The 14,576-nt window shown below is 63.0% G+C and carries 16 protein-coding genes; 3 read left to right on the top strand and 13 right to left on the bottom strand.

The features are described 5' to 3' along the window. Window positions 1-35: 35 nt before the first annotated feature. The 3 genes from HUS66_RS07380 to mtnA all read right to left on the bottom strand — a co-directional run bounded on the left by HUS66_RS07380 (window position 36) and on the right by mtnA (window position 3,385). Entirely contained in the window at window positions 36-1,334 is a 1,299-nt protein-coding gene (locus HUS66_RS07380) for a nucleotide sugar dehydrogenase (protein WP_175070269.1), read from the bottom strand. A 3-nt stretch (window positions 1,335-1,337) separates the two neighbouring features. After that, on the bottom strand, window positions 1,338-2,228 hold the full coding sequence (gene galU / locus HUS66_RS07385; protein WP_175070270.1) for a UTP--glucose-1-phosphate uridylyltransferase GalU: 891 nt from the start codon (window positions 2,226-2,228) through the stop codon (window positions 1,338-1,340). A gap of 92 nt (window positions 2,229-2,320) precedes the next feature. Further along, window positions 2,321-3,385: an S-methyl-5-thioribose-1-phosphate isomerase gene (gene mtnA / locus HUS66_RS07390; protein ID WP_175070271.1), complete on the bottom strand. Its 1,065-nt coding sequence runs from the start codon at window positions 3,383-3,385 to the stop codon at window positions 2,321-2,323. A 71-nt stretch (window positions 3,386-3,456) separates the two neighbouring features. On the opposite strand from mtnA, the gene HUS66_RS07395 reads away from it, so the two are divergent. The 3 genes from HUS66_RS07395 (at window position 3,457) to HUS66_RS07405 (ending at window position 6,424) form a co-directional block, all read left to right on the top strand. Continuing rightward, complete coding sequence (locus HUS66_RS07395; RefSeq protein WP_175070272.1) at window positions 3,457-4,788, top strand: TRZ/ATZ family hydrolase; 1,332 nt, start codon at window positions 3,457-3,459, stop codon at window positions 4,786-4,788. Window positions 4,789-4,931: 143 nt separating this feature from the next. Next, a complete protein-coding gene (gene ubiG, locus HUS66_RS07400) occupies window positions 4,932-5,759 on the top strand; it encodes a bifunctional 2-polyprenyl-6-hydroxyphenol methylase/3-demethylubiquinol 3-O-methyltransferase UbiG (protein ID WP_175070273.1) in 828 nt (275 codons plus the stop codon). Continuing rightward, window positions 5,756-6,424 (top strand): HAD-IA family hydrolase, encoded by a 669-nt coding sequence (locus HUS66_RS07405; protein WP_175070274.1) that lies wholly within the window; start codon window positions 5,756-5,758, stop codon window positions 6,422-6,424. The genes ubiG and HUS66_RS07405 overlap by 4 nt, the downstream gene beginning before the upstream one ends. Before the next feature lie 101 nt (window positions 6,425-6,525). On the opposite strand, the gene HUS66_RS07410 is transcribed toward HUS66_RS07405, so the two are convergent. From HUS66_RS07410 to ruvA, 10 genes are all read right to left on the bottom strand, one after another. After that, entirely contained in the window at window positions 6,526-7,287 is a 762-nt protein-coding gene (locus tag HUS66_RS07410) for a YciK family oxidoreductase (protein WP_175070275.1), read from the bottom strand. A 26-nt stretch (window positions 7,288-7,313) separates the two neighbouring features. Next, window positions 7,314-8,105 (bottom strand): tol-pal system protein YbgF, encoded by a 792-nt coding sequence (ybgF, locus tag HUS66_RS07415; RefSeq protein WP_175070276.1) that lies wholly within the window; start codon window positions 8,103-8,105, stop codon window positions 7,314-7,316. A 36-nt stretch (window positions 8,106-8,141) separates the two neighbouring features. Continuing rightward, a complete protein-coding gene (gene pal / locus HUS66_RS07420; protein ID WP_175070277.1) occupies window positions 8,142-8,681 on the bottom strand; it encodes a peptidoglycan-associated lipoprotein Pal in 540 nt (179 codons plus the stop codon). Between the two features lie 54 nt (window positions 8,682-8,735). Then, window positions 8,736-10,019 (bottom strand): Tol-Pal system beta propeller repeat protein TolB, encoded by a 1,284-nt coding sequence (gene tolB / locus HUS66_RS07425; protein ID WP_175070278.1) that lies wholly within the window; start codon window positions 10,017-10,019, stop codon window positions 8,736-8,738. After that, window positions 10,019-11,137: a cell envelope integrity protein TolA gene (gene tolA, locus HUS66_RS07430; RefSeq protein ID WP_175070279.1), complete on the bottom strand. Its 1,119-nt coding sequence runs from the start codon at window positions 11,135-11,137 to the stop codon at window positions 10,019-10,021. Before tolA ends, tolB begins: the two co-directional genes overlap by 1 nt. 9 nt (window positions 11,138-11,146) lie before the next feature. After that, window positions 11,147-11,587: a protein TolR gene (gene tolR / locus HUS66_RS07435; protein WP_175070367.1), complete on the bottom strand. Its 441-nt coding sequence runs from the start codon at window positions 11,585-11,587 to the stop codon at window positions 11,147-11,149. Between the two features lie 15 nt (window positions 11,588-11,602). After that, window positions 11,603-12,280 (bottom strand): protein TolQ, encoded by a 678-nt coding sequence (gene tolQ, locus HUS66_RS07440; protein ID WP_175070280.1) that lies wholly within the window; start codon window positions 12,278-12,280, stop codon window positions 11,603-11,605. Window positions 12,281-12,381: 101 nt separating this feature from the next. Beyond that, window positions 12,382-12,777 (bottom strand): tol-pal system-associated acyl-CoA thioesterase, encoded by a 396-nt coding sequence (gene ybgC, locus HUS66_RS07445; protein ID WP_175070281.1) that lies wholly within the window; start codon window positions 12,775-12,777, stop codon window positions 12,382-12,384. Next, window positions 12,774-13,823 (bottom strand): Holliday junction branch migration DNA helicase RuvB, encoded by a 1,050-nt coding sequence (gene ruvB / locus HUS66_RS07450; protein WP_175070282.1) that lies wholly within the window; start codon window positions 13,821-13,823, stop codon window positions 12,774-12,776. The genes ybgC and ruvB overlap by 4 nt, the downstream gene beginning before the upstream one ends. A gap of 79 nt (window positions 13,824-13,902) precedes the next feature. Then, window positions 13,903-14,517, bottom strand: coding sequence for a Holliday junction branch migration protein RuvA (gene ruvA, locus HUS66_RS07455; RefSeq protein WP_175070283.1), 615 nt, complete (start codon window positions 14,515-14,517; stop codon window positions 13,903-13,905). Window positions 14,518-14,576: the final 59 nt, after the last annotated feature.

Genomic DNA, 14,576 nt, shown 5'->3' on the forward strand with positions numbered 1-14,576 from the left:
ACTGCCGACTGGAAATCAGTGGCAGCGGCCGGCACTCATGGGTTGGCGCGTCGTCCGATGCCTCGGTAGACCAGGCCGCGGCCTGCCACGAAGTCAGGATCGAAGATATTGCGACCGTCGAGGATCAAGCGTTCGCCCAAGAGACTGCCCAGCAGTCGCCAGTCCGGGTTCCAGTAGCATTTCCACTCGGTGACCAGCATCAGCGCGTCGGCACCCTGACAGGCCGCATAAGGATCACCCTCGCACAGCGTAAGCAGCGGATGCTCACCGACACGCTCTCGCAGCGCATGAAGCGCGGCCGGGTCGTGCAAGCGGACCTTGACGCCCTGGGCCCATAGCGCCTCGAGCAAGGGCAGTACCGGCGCATGATCGATGCGTGCTGTGCCGGGCTTGAAGGCTGCGCCCCAGATAGCCACGGTGCGACCCTCGAGTTGGCCCTGGAAATAGGCCCACAGCTTGCGGAACAGGGTCTCCTTCTTGTGCTCGTTGATATCCAGCACCTGGCTTAGCAGCGCCGAGCCCCGCCCACTGGCCGACTGCACGTCTGCCAGGCGCATCAGATCCCGTGAAAAGTTTGGACCACCGAAGCCGCAGCCCGGGTAGAGATACTCATAGCCGATGCGGGTATCTGCGCCCATGCCCTGGCGAACATGCTCGACATCGACGCCCAGGGTGTCGGCCAAACCGGCGATATCGTTCATGTAGCTGATGCGGGTGGCCAGCATGCCGTTGATAGCCAGCTTAGTCAGCTCGGCGGCACGTCGCGGCATGCACTGGAAGACTTCGCTGCGTCGATTGAAGGCCCTCAGCAGCTCACGCACCTGATCGGTGGCGCGGGCATCCTCGCTGCCCAGCAACCAGCGCACCGGTCGCGTGAAGACCTGCCAGGCACGCCCCTCCTCGAGCATGTCAGGCAGTGCTACGGCGACCTGGCCGGCATGGCCCATCAGCGCTTCCAGCCGTTCGGTCTCACCGACCGGAAAGGTCGAGTTGTTGACCACCACAAGCGGCTCAGACTGGCGAGCGGCGAGCTCCTCGACGGCTTGCTGCGCCGCATCGCGCTGATCCGGTGCCAGGGCCAGCCACAGCACATCGATCTCGGCTATCCCGGCCGCCAACTCGGCACTGGTGTCGCTGATCGTGAGGGCCCCATCTCGACAGGCCGCCTCTAACTGTGCGATCAACTCCGGTTCGCGACTCAGCCAATCGGCCTGCTCCAGCTCAGCCCAGGGCTGGTCGGGGTGAGGCTGCCAGCTGACGCGATGCCCCACGCTTGCCAGTGCCGCCGCAGCCGTCGCGGCGGCAAGTTCACTTCCCTGTACGACAACGCGCATGGCTTAGTCCTCGGCGACGTAGCGTTGCATCAGTTCCTGGAAGCCGGCGCCGAACTTGGGATGGCGCTTGGCAAAGGCCAGGATGGCTTCGAGGTAGCCAAGCTGATGCCCGCAGTCGTAGGTCGCTCCCTGCATGCGGAACGCCTGAACGCCCTCACGCGCAATCAGGGTATCGATGGCATCCGTCAGTTGGATTTCGCCACCGGCGCCGGGCTGGGTCTCGGCCAGCAGCGCGAAGATGGAGCCCGGCAGCAGGTAGCGGCCGATCACCGCAAGACTGGAAGGCGCATCTTCCACGGCGGGCTTCTCGACCACGCTGGCCATCGCTGCGGAATGACCCGCTTCCGGGGTTTCACCTTCGAGAGCCACGATACCGTACTTGTAGACCAGCTCCTGGGGCACGTTCTCGACCATGATCTGCGACTGGCCGCTTTGCTCGAATGCCTGGATCATGCCGGCCAGGTCATTTTGATCAAGCCCCTGGCTGTCGACCAGCACATCGGGCAGCAAGACGGCAAAGGGCTCGTCATCGCCGATCACCGGGCGAGCGCAGAGCACTGCGTGGCCCAGGCCCAGCGGCTCCGGCTGGCGCACGCTGATGATCTTGACGTCATCGGGGATGATATGACGCAGCTCCTCGAGCAACTCGAGCTTGCCCTTGGCCTCGAGGGTGGTTTCCAGTTCGAAATGCTTGTCGAAATGGTTCTCGATGGCGCCCTTGCTCGAGTGGGTCACCAGCACGATTTCCTTGATGCCAGCCGCCACGGCCTCTTCGACCACGTACTGGATCACCGGCTTGTCAACGATGGTGATCATTTCCTTGGGAATGGCCTTGGAGGCCGGCAAGCAGCGAGTACCTAGGCCAGCGACGGGCAACACAGCCTTGCGAATCATGGCAGTCCTTTTCTATATCAACTGTATGTATTAGCGTTTGCTATAACCATCTGTTCGATGAGCGAATCCCTGCATTATGGCATAGCCGACCATCAGGCGGAGCCACCCGGAGAGGTCTCTCCCAGCCAGGCCGCCAAGCTGGCCCGATTTGGCGATTCGATGATGCCCTGTTCGCTGACAATGGCATCGATCAGTCCAGCCGGGGTGACATCAAACACCGGATTGTAGATATCGATGCCGTCAGGCGCCACGGCGCGCTCGCCCTGGTGGGTCAGCTCACGGGCCTCTCGGGTCTCGATAGGAATGTCGGCGCCACTTGCCAGGCTCGCATCGAAGGTGCTGGTCGGTGCCACCACCATCACCTTGACGCCAAAATGACGCGCCTGCACCGCCAACGCCAAGGTACCGATCTTGTTGGCCACATCGCCATTGGCCGTTACCCGATCGGCGCCGACGATCAACCAGCCGATCTTGCCTTGGGCCATCAATAGCGAGGCCGCCGAATCCACCGCCAGAGTCACGGGGATACGTTCCTCGGCCAGCTCCCAGGCGGTCAGGCGAGCGCCCTGCAGCCAGGGGCGTGTCTCATTGGCATGCACGTGGGTAATCAGCCCACGGTCCCAGGCGGTGCGGATCACGCCGAGGGCCGTGCCATGACCGCCGGTGGCCAATGCCCCGGTATTGCAATGGGTCATGACCGCCTTGGGTGCCTCTCGGCCAAGCAGCTCGGCCCCGTATGCTCCCATCGCCAGGCAGTCGGCAAGATCCTGGCGTTGAATATCTCGGGCCGTCTCGAGGAGCTGCTCGACCGGCGGCTCAGCAACATGGCGGTGCGCCGTGACCACAGCCCGCATGCGCTCCAGCGCCCAGAACAGGTTGATCGCCGTGGGGCGTGATGCGCCAAGCCTTGTCATGGCGGCGTCCAGCGTTGCCGGCCACTGCGGCCCCGTGGCCTGGCGTGCGGCCAGCACGACGCCATAGGCCGCGGTAATGCCGATCGCCGGCGCACCGCGCACCACCATGGCGGTGATCGCCTCGGCGGCCGCCTCGGCAGTGTCGATTCGCAGCGTCTCGCGCCGGCTTGGCAGCCAGCGCTGATCCAGCAGTTCGAGGCTGTCGTCATCGCACCAGCGAATCGGTGTCAGGTGGGCAGTCATGGTCTCTCCGGGGCAGGCAAGCATCCGCAGGAGCGGGTAGAATGGGGCCATCATACCGAAGGAGTGATGCGATGCCATCTAACGCACCGCGTGACGTAGAGCTGGTAATCGAGGCACGCTGGATTCTGCCCATGAGTGATGGCCTGCCGACCCTCGAGGACCATGCCATCGCCATCGATGACGGCCGCCTGCTGGGCCCTTGGCCGATCGATGAGGTCGCCCAGCACGCTCGACCGGCGCGCACCCTGCACCTAACGCACCATGCCCTGCTGCCGGGGCTGATCAATGCCCACAATCACGCCGGCATGAGCCTGATGCGGGGCTTCGCCGACGATCTGCCACTGATGACCTGGCTCAACGAGCATATCTGGCCGGCAGAGGCCGCCCACGTGAACCCTGAGTTCGTGGCGGCGGGGACGCGCCTGGCCTGCGCCGAGATGATCCGCTCAGGCACCACTTCCTTCGCCGACATGTACCTGGCGCCGGAGGCCGTGGTGCCGGTAATCGAGGAAGCCGGCATGCGCGCGCAGCTCTGCACGCCGCTGATCGACTTTCCCACCCCCTGGTCGAAGGACTTCGAGAGTGGCGTGCGCCAAACTGAGGCACTGAAGGCCCACCTGAATGATCACTCGCTGATTTCACTGGCCTTCGGGCCTCATGCGCCCTACACGGTCGGCGACGCCAGCCTGGCCAGACTGCGCGAGGCCCGCGAGCAGCTCGGCCTGCCGATCCAGATGCACGTCCATGAGACAGGCGATGAAGTCGAGCAGGGGCTAACCCAGTACGGCAAGCGACCGCTGCGCCGGCTGTTTGATGCCGGCCTGCTTGGCACGCACTTTCAGGCCGTGCACATGACCCAGGTCGACGATGAGGACCTGGCGCTCCTACGCGAGACCGCTACCGCCGTCATCCACTGCCCTCAGTCGAACCTCAAGCTTGCGAGTGGCTTCTGCCCGGTGGACAGGCTCCAGAAGGCTGGTATCACGGTTGGGCTCGGCACCGATGGTGCCGCCAGCAACAATGACCTGGACATGTTCGATGAGATGAAGACGGCGGCATTACTCGCCAAGGGCGTTAGTGGTGACGCTGCCGCCCTGCCGGCCATGGCGGCACTGGCCCTGGCCACTCGCGACAGCGCCAGAGCGCTTGGCATGGAAAAGCGTCGTGGGCAGCTCCGCGAAGGGTTCGATGCCGACCTGATCGCCGTCGACCTCGAGGCTCTCAACAGCGTTCCCGTCCACCAGCCGGCGTCGGCGGCGGTCTATGCCGTACAAAGCCATCAGGTCAGCCATGTCTGGGTCGCCGGCCGCGCGCGCCTGGAGGCTTCGGAACTCGTTGGGCTCGACCATCAGGCATTGCTCCATGAGGCCCGTCAGTACGAGCGGGCCATGCGCTCTGCTTAAGCCAGAATGCGCACGGGCTTTCGCCTTTCAGCTTTTCTGCTGTGGGTGCTTCGGCACCGCCGAGCACGTCGCAGCCATGGCACCGAGTCTAGATCACGCGCCTTGCCGCGTGGCCAGCAATCATTTTGTGGGAGAAAGACCAGATGAGCAGTGAATCCCAGGCGTCTAATCACGACCCCCAGCAAGACGACTCAGCACAAGCTGAGGATCGAGCGCCGGAGCAAGCCCCGCAGAAGGACCGGGATGGCCGCCCCGACAACGATTATCGCGATAATGTCGATGCCGCGGAAGTCGCCAAATTCGAGGCCCTGGCCAGCCGTTGGTGGGACAAGGACAGCGAGTTCAAGCCCCTGCACGAGATCAACCCGCTGCGTCTGGATTTTATCGACGCCCGCTCAGGTCTGGCGGGCAAGCGCGTCATCGATGTCGGCTGTGGCGGCGGCATCCTCGCCGAAGCTATGGCACACCGAGGCGCTCGGGTCACCGGCATCGACATGGGAGAAGCGCCGCTGGCCGTAGCCCGGCTGCATCGCGAGGAAAGCGGTGTGGACGTCGACTATCGCCAGGCCAGCGCCGAAGAAATGGCCGCCGAGCAGCCCGGCGCCTATGACATCGTCACCTGCCTGGAGATGCTCGAGCACGTACCGGACCCGGCAGCCGTGGTTCGCGCCTGCGCCACCCTGGTCAAGCCCGGGGGGCAGGTGTTCTTCTCGACCATCAACCGCAACCCCAAGGCCTATGCCTTTGCCATCCTCGGTGCTGAGTACGTGCTGCGGCTCCTGCCGCGGGGCACCCATGACTATAAGAAGTTCATCCGTCCCGCCGAGCTTGCTGGCTGGGGGCGTGCTGCAGGCCTGCATCTCGGTGAGCAGACCGGGCTGACCTACAACCCGCTGACACGTCGCTATCGCCTGGATGCCAACGATGTCTCGGTAAACTACATGATCCAGACCCGGCGGGAGACCACATGAGCCTAGCAACGCCTAAGCCGCCGCGAGCCCTGCTATTCGATCTGGATGGCACCCTGGTGGACACCGCCCCCGACCTGGCGCGAGCCACCAATGCCCTGCGTGCCCACCACGACCTGCCTGCCCTGCCCTATGAGACGATTCGGGCGCAGGTTTCCAATGGCGGCAGCGCGCTGGTCACCTTGGCACTCGGTCTCGAGCACGACCATGTCCAGCATGATGCGGCCCGCAGCTTCTTGCTCGACGCCTACGGACAGGATGTGGCCGCCGAGAGCCGACTCTTCGAGGGGCTGGCGCCCTTGATCACGGCCTGGGCCGAACCGCCGCGAGCCTGGGGCATCGTCACCAACAAGCCCCGCGCCTATGCCGCCCCCTTGATCGAGGCGCTGGCCCTGACTCCCGGAGCTTTCCTCTGCGCCGATGATCTTCCGGTCAAGAAGCCCGACCCGGCGCCGCTTTGGGAAGCCGCGCGCCGGCTAGGCGTCACGGCCGAGGAATGTTGGTACATCGGTGATCATCGCCGCGATATCGAGGCGGCTCGCGCCGCCGGCATGACGGCCGTCGCGGTGGGCTATGGCTATCTGGACGAAGTGGAGGATATCCATGCCTGGGAGGCGGATCATGTTTTCGCTACGCCCGCCGCACTGGCCAAGGCGCTCGGATACTAAGCGAGGCTGAAACGGCGTTTCACCAGACGTCTTCTCCAACGACAATGGCCTGGCGTAAACGCCAGGCCATTGTCGTTGGATCTTGAGAAAGCGTCCTGATATCAGGATTTTGGTGGCTGGGCGTCGAAGCGCTCGCCGCTATGACCCTGACTATCGGGCCCCATTAGCCATAGATAAGTCGGCATGATCTCATCCGGCGTCCGCAGTTTCTGCGGATCCTCAGCGGGATAGGCCGTTTTACGCATCTGCGTGCGTGTGGCCCCAGGATTCAAAGTGTTGACGCGAATGCTGGAGACATTCTCCAGTTCATCGGCCAGCAGCTCGCTGAAGTTCTCGGTCGCCGCCTTGGAAACCGCATAGGCGCCCCAAAAAGCCCGCCCCTTGCGTCCCACGCTCGAGGACGTAAAGACCACCGAGGCATCATCAGAGGCCTTCAGCAGCGGCAGTAGCGCCTGCGTCATCCAGATTGGCCCGTTGATATTGACCTGCATGACCTGCTCCCACAGCGCGGGGTCGTACTGATCGAAGGGCGTCAACCGTCCCAACAGGCTCGCGTTGTGCAGGATACCGTCGAGCCGGCCGAACTCCTTGTCGAGGGTCTCGGCCATGTCGTGGTAGTCCTTGAGGGTGGCACCCTCGAAATTCAGCGGGAAGATGGCCGGCTGAGGGCCACCCGCCGCCTCGATGGCATCGTAGGTGGCTTCAAGCTTAGAGGTCGTGCGACCGAGCAGAATCACCGTGGCGCCGTGACGGGCATAGCTCAGCGCGGCAGCCCGGCCTATGCCGTCGCCGGCCCCGGTAACCAGGATCACCCGATCCGCTAGCAGGTCAGGACCTGCCTGATAATCGATCTTGCAGCTCATCGATGCTCCTCGAGTGGCCAATTGCCTCAGTCCGCAGACCGGTTGAGAAAGTCATTGGCCAACCCGGCCGCACTGCTGTCAGGAAACTCCTTGCGTACCCGCTCGAGCAAGGCACGGCTCTCGTCGGGCTTACCTTGGCGCGCTCTCAACAGCCCCTGCTTGTAGAGAGCATCGGGCATCTTGCTGCTTTGCGGGAAGTCTTGAATCACCTTCTCGAAAGCCGCGGATGCCTTGTCGAGCTCGGTCTGTGCCGAATATAGCTCACCCAGCCAGTAGTGGCCGTTGGCGGTCAGCCCGCTGTTGGGGTAGTCAGCGACAAAGCTCTCGAAGGCCGTGATGGCGGCGGGAAAGTCCCGCGCCTGCACCTTGGCAAAAGCGGCCTGATAGGCGGCGCGTGCTTCATCGCTGGTAGTCGGTTCACTGCCCGCCGAAGACTCACTTGCCGAACTCGTAGCGTTTTCTGCTTCGCCCGCAGCCACTGCCTGCTCCGCTGCGGCGGCTGCTGCATCATCAGACTGAATGCGCTTCTCGAGGTCCAGGTAGCGCTGCTGCGCCATCTTGCGCTGCTGGTCTAGCTGGTAGCGCAATTCTTCGATCTGGCCACGCAGGCGCTTGATTTCCTCCTGGTTCTCTTGCACCTGGTTAAACAGCACCAGGCTACCCCCGGACTCCTCGCGCACTTCGGCGCGCTGATAGAAGTTACCGGAGCCCTGCGAGAGATCCTCGACCACCGGTGCGGCACTCGCCAGCGGTGGCAGCGCCAGGCAAAGCCCGGCGCCAAGGGTCGTCAACGTCAATCTCGACAGACCATCTTTCATGTATCACTCCATCGGCTGCAGGCGGTACCTGGCGACTCAGTAGTCGAACACCACACGACGGTTCTGGGCGTAGCTGTCTTCGCTGCTGCCACGCACGGCCGGACGTTCCTCACCATAGCTGACCACCTCAAGCTGTGACGGAGAAACGCCCTGCACCATCAAAAAGCGCTGGACGGCGTTGGCGCGACGCTCGCCGAGAGCCAGGTTGTACTCACGGGTACCGCGCTCGTCGGTATGTCCTTGAAGTACCACATTGGCATTGGGGTGAGAACGCAGGTACTGGGCATGCGAGGCCATGACCGGCTCGAACTCACTGCGAATGGTGTCGCGGTCATAATCGAAATAGATGGTGCGAACCTGGGGAATATCGTCCTGCTGGCCATCCCGCATGCCCATGCTGTTGGACCCGACCTGGCCGGAATTCATGCCCTGGCTGGACGCGCCACCGCTGGTGCTGCCGGCGCCTTCACTACCCGCCATGGAACCGTCCTGGGTGCCGCCAGTGCTGGAACAGCCGGCCATGACAACCAGTGAAAGCGCTGCGGCGAGATGCTTGGCATAGGGGGAAAGGTGCATATTCGACTCCTTGAAAGATGCCAGTGACTGGCAGGGTATTAACGCAATCATCGTTTAATTCAGAAACGGGGACCAGGCGGGTTCTCGAACATCACCCTGGGCGGCGGGTAGCCTGAATGACGCATTGCCATCCGCCGAGACCGCTGAGAGCACCCCTTTACCGCCCTGCTGGGTGGCGAAGATTACCATGGTGCCGTTGGGGGCAACACTGGGTGATTCATCGGCCCGTGAGTCGGTCAAGGTCGTCAGGCGACCCGTCTCCAGATCCTGCTTGGCGACCTGGAACCCCTGGCTGCCGCGATGGATCATGAACAGGGTCTCGCCATCAGGCGAAAAGCGCCCACGAGAATTATAGTTCCCGGTGAAGGTCAGCCGTTTGGCCTCGCCGCTGGCCAAATCATAGCGATACAGCTGCGGGCCGCCGCTGCGATCCGAGGTGAATACCAGGCTTTTGCCGTCTGGCGCCCAGGTTGGCTCGGTATCGATGGCGTCGCTGCGTGTCAGGCGTTGAAAGCTACCCGCGCCGACATCCATCACGTAGATTTCCGGCTGGCCATCCTTGGAAAGCGACATGGCCAACTTGCGGCCGTCCGGGGACCAGGCCGGAGCCCCATTGATGCCCTCGAATGAGCTGGCTCGCACCCGCTGACTGGATGCCAGGTTCTGGATATAGATGGCCGGACGCCCGGTTTCAAAGGATACATAGGCCAGCTTCTGGCCATCCGGCGACCAGGCCGGCGATAGGATCGGCTCGTCGGAGGACAGAATCTGCTGGCTATTGTAGCCGTCGGCATCAGCCACTTGCAGGCCATACTGGATGTCCTCGCCCACCCCCTGTGAGGTGACATAGGCGATCTGGGTCGAGAAGGCGCCACGAATCCCGGTGATGGCCTCGAAGATCTCGTCGCTGATACGGTGCGCCGCGGCTCGCGACTGATCGGGGCTGGCGAGATTGATGACCTTGCCGAGCATGCGCTCCTGGCCGTAGACGTCCATCAGCTCGTACTGAATGCTGCCATCGGTGCCGACCTTGCCCACCACCAGGTAATCGGCATCTACCGCCCGCCAGTCACGATAGTTGACCTCACTGCTGGCGCTCGGCGTGGCGATCAGGTCGTCTCGGGACAGCGGCTTGAACTGGCCGCTGCGCTCGAGGTCGTTGGCGATCACGCTAGCAATGTCCGTGGGCAACTGAGCGCCCTGCTCGGCGAAAGGCACCACCGCAATCGGCGTGGCACGGTCACTGCCCTGGGTGATTTCGATGGTCAGGTCAGCATGGGCAAGACTGGTCAGCAGCAGCAACAGCATGCCGCACCACAGGCTCATATAACGTTTCATCAGCGCACATCTCCCGGTTTGAATCTCAGGTTAAAGTCGCGAAAGCGACGCTGGGCCGCAGGCGGCAGATCTTGCATCTCGCGGAAAGGCGCGGCACGTTCCACCGCCTGAAGAACCGAGCGATCGAAGGCCGCATCGCCACTGCTCTGGACGAGCTGCGTATTGACCAGCTCGCCAGTGGGCAGCAACGTCAGACGGACCAACGCTTCGACACCTGAACTCAGGTTAGGCGGAACAATCCAGGCCTGCTCGACGGCGCTGCGCACCAAGTTCTGGAAGCTATTACTGGCCTGCTCCGCCTGACGGGCATTGGCAATGGCTTCTTCCTCACCGGCAATCGCACTATCCAGGCTATTGCTGGCCGCTTCGGCCGCACGCTTGGCGGCCTCTTCCCGGCGCTTGCGTTCGGCCTCGGCTTCGGCCTGACGGCGAGCCTCTTCCTGACGCTTGCGCTCGGCCTCCGCTTCAGCCTGCTGGCGCGCCTCTTCTTGACGCTTGGCCTCAGCTTCGGCTTCGGCCTGCTGGCGCGCCTCTTCCTGTCGCTTGGCCTCAGCTTCGGCTTTGGCCTTCTGGCGGGCCTGCTCCTGGCGCTTGGCTTCCGCTTCGGCCTCTGCCTCCTGGCGTCGGGCTTCCTCTTGTTGCTTACGCTCAGCCTCAGCCTGCGCCTGGCGCTGTGCCTCTGCCTCCTGGCGTGCCTGTTCCTCTTGCTGTCGGCGAGCTTCGGCGGCGGCAGCTTCTTCGGCACGTCGCTGCGCCTCGGCCTCGGCCTGACTACGTGCCTCTTCGGCGGCCTTGCGTGCCGCTTCCTGCTCAGCCGCTTGTTGAGCTCGCTGCTCTGCGGCCGCCTGTTCGGCTTCCTGTTGACGTTGACGCTCAGCGGCAGCGGCTTCTTCCTGCGCCTCACGCTCGGCGGCGCGGGCCCTGGCGGCCTCGGTACGCTGCGCCTGGTCGGTGGCAGTTTCGGTACTGACCAGCGTCGCCTTGACCACCGAAGCCGAGCTTGGCTCTTCGTCAGAGGTCGGAAATTCCAGCACATTGATCACCACGACCCCGACGTGCAGGGCAAGCGCCAGGGCCACCGGCAGGCCGTAGCCCACGCGGGAGTCATGTCTGGCCATGCGTGCTCCTTAATTGTCGGCGGGCGGCGGTTCGGAAATCAGGCCGACATCGCTGACGCCGGCGACTTGCAGTGTGCTCATCAGGGTGATGACCTGGCCATAGGGCACATTGCGATCACCGCGAACCAGTACCGGGGTATTGGGGCGCCGATTAAGAATGGCAATCACCTTGTCGGAGATATCCTCAAGGCTGGTAGTCGCTTTATCGTCACCGACAGAGATGTAATAGCTGCCCTCGCGGTCGACGGAGACGATCACCGGCTCCTGGTCCTCGATATCGGCAATCGGCTCGGACGCCGTCTTGGGCAGCTCGACCTGGACACCCTGCGTCATCATCGGCGCGGTGATCATGAAGATGACCAACAGCACCAGCATTACATCGATGAAGGGCACCACGTTGATTTCGCCCATTGGCTTGCCACGGCCACCACGGTGAAACGGACCATGCATCATGGCATTGCTCCCTCAGGCCGCATCCTGGTCACCGCGCCCCTGGAGGTTGCGGTGCAGGATGGAATGAAACTCTTCGGCGAAGTCTTCGTATTTGCCGAGCAGCTTGTTGGACGCGGCCGACAGGCGGTTATAGAAAATAACCGCCGGAATCGCTGCGAACAGGCCCATGGCGGTGGCAATCAGGGCCTCGGCGATCCAGGGCGCGACGGTGGCAAGCGTGGCCTGTTGCGTCATCGATAGGCTCTGGAAGGAACCCATGATACCCCAGACGGTGCCGAACAGGCCGATATACGGGCTGGCGGAAGCCACCGTGGCCAGGAAGATCAGGTGTAGATTCAGGCGTTCTTCCTCTCGCGACCAGGCGACTCTCATCGAGCGCTGAACGCCTTCGAGAATCGCCTGAGGGTTACGCGTTTTAGGCAGCAGGCGGTTGAACTCTCGAAAGCCTGAGCGGAACACGTGTTCGGCGCCCTGGGTTTCCTGCTCTGCAGGGGTTTCGCGGTACAGCTCGTTGAGATCGATGCCTGACCAGAAGCGGTCCTCGAAGGCCTTGTGGGCCCGCTTGGCGCGACGCAGTACGAAGCTGCGCTGAAAGATCACCACCCAGGACAGCACCGAGGCGATGATCAGCAGCAGCATCACGAACTGCACCACGCCACTGGCGTTCAGGATTAGATGTGGTATGGACATGGAGTCGTTCACGAGAATCCTCTTTTATCAAACGCGTTCGTCATACGAAAACCTCAGGCCGAGCCTGTGACGTTAGCGCCCCAGGCTGGCAGGTCATTTCTTCAGGCTGACAGCGCCTTGTTAAGGCCGGCAGGCCAGCGCCTGGGCTTGAGGCTGTTCGCATCCAGACAGGCGATGTCGACCGTGGCATGGCACAGGGGTTCCCCACCGTGCTGAACGACCTGATGAAAACTCAGTCGACAGGCACTGTGCGATTTGAGCTCCGCGCTGACGCTGAGCTCGTCGTCAAGCCGGGCAGGCTTGGCATAGCGACATTCCAGGCGATGCACCACCAGTTGGATGCCGTCATCGAGCAATGCGCGCTGGGTAATCCCCAACTGCTTCAGCCACTCGCTGCGCGCCCGTTCCATATACTTGAGATAATTGACGTAGTAGACGATGCCACCCGCATCGGTATCTTCGATATAGACGGTGACTGGGTGCTGAAATTCACTCATGCCCCGCCCTCTTGCGTAGGTGTTGATTCATCCGGCGACAGGCCCTCATCTCGGCTCAAGCCGAAATGCAGGTAGGCCTGACGGGTAACGACTCGCCCTCTCGCGGTGCGCATCATAAAGCCCTGCTGAATCAGATAGGGTTCGATGACATCCTCAATGGTGTCGCGCTCTTCACTGATCGCCGCTGCCAGACTGTCGACGCCCACCGGACCGCCCTCGAACTTCTCGATCATCGCCAGCAGCAGCCGCCGGTCCATATGATCGAGACCATGGGAATCGACATTCAACAAGTTCAGTGCCTGGTCGGCGATATTGGCCTCCAGCACACCGCTGCCGCGTACCTCGCTGAAATCGCGCACCCGCCGCAGCAGGCGGTTGGCGATACGCGGTGTGCCCCGCGCTCGGCGAGCGATCTCGGCCGCACCCGCCTGGTCTGCCTCGACCCCGAGTAGGCGCGCGGAACGAGTGACGATCTCGGTGAGCTCCGAGAGGCTGTAGAATTCGAGCCGCTGAACGATGCCGAAGCGATCACGCAGCGGCGAGGTCAAAAGCCCCGCCCGAGTTGTGGCACCGACCAGGGTGAAACGCGGTAGGTCGAGCTTGATGGAACGTGCCGCTGGCCCTTCGCCGATGACGATATCGAGCTGGAAGTCTTCCATGGCTGGATACAGGACTTCCTCCACCGCCGGAGACAGGCGGTGAATTTCGTCGATGAACAAGACGTCGCCGGGCTGGAGGTTGGTCAGCATGGCGGCCAGATCCCCGGCCCTCTCGAGCACCGGCCCCGACGTGGATTTGATATCGACGTCCATCTCATGGGCGATGATATTGGCCAGGGTGGTCTTGCCAAGCCCCGGGGGGCCAAAGACCAGCGTATGGTCGAGGCTCTCGCCGCGGCCACGGGCGGCGCTGATGAAGATGTCGAGCTGCTCGCGCACCGCCGGCTGGCCGATATAGTCGGCCAACCGCTGGGGGCGAATGGCATGATCGATCGGCACTTCCCCTTCGCGGGGCTGAGCGGCGATCAGCCGATCACTGTCAATCATGAGTCCTCCAGTGCCTGGAGGTGCCGTGCGGACACTGCCTTGAAGCGCATGCGCTCACTTTTACCATGGTCATGAATCATCAACCCGCCAACTTGCGGGCCAGAGCGCCCTTGATCAGTGCCTCGGTCGACAGGCCCTCATCTTGAGCGGCGATCATCTTGGCGGCCTCGGTGGGCTTGTAGCCAAGCGCTACCAGGGCGGCTTCGGCATCAGCGCGAGCATCGCTCGCCGACGTGTCTGGGGCGGCGGCTTGTTCGAGCCCGGCAAGGGCGTTCTCGCTTGCCTGGGTCCAGTGCGGGAAACGGTCGCGCATTTCGATTACTAGCCGCTCGGCGGTCTTCTTGCCGACGCCGGGTAGACGCGTCAAGGCCTTGATGTCGTCATCCATCACGCAGCGAATGAACTGGTCCTCATCCATGCCGGAGAGGATGGCCAGGGCCAGCTTGGGGCCGACGCCATTGACCTTGATCAGCGCCCTGAACAGCGCACGCTCCTTCTCTCTGGCGAAGCCAAACAGCAGGTGCGCATCCTCGCGTACGGTCAGGTGAGTGTGCAACTGTATCGTTTCGCCGACACCGGGCAGGGCCAGCAGGGTCGTCATGGAGGCTTCGAGTTCATAGCCTACCCCGCCCACATCCACGACCAGCCAGGGCGGCTGCTTTTCCAGCAGAGTGCCACGAAGGCGTCCAATCATACCGTCAAGATCCTTGAGAGAGTTCAGAGTTCTTGAGTCAGTTCTTGAGTCAGCTCTTG

The organism is Onishia taeanensis (assembly GCF_013349955.1).
Lineage (GTDB): Bacteria > Pseudomonadota > Gammaproteobacteria > Pseudomonadales > Halomonadaceae > Onishia > Onishia taeanensis_B.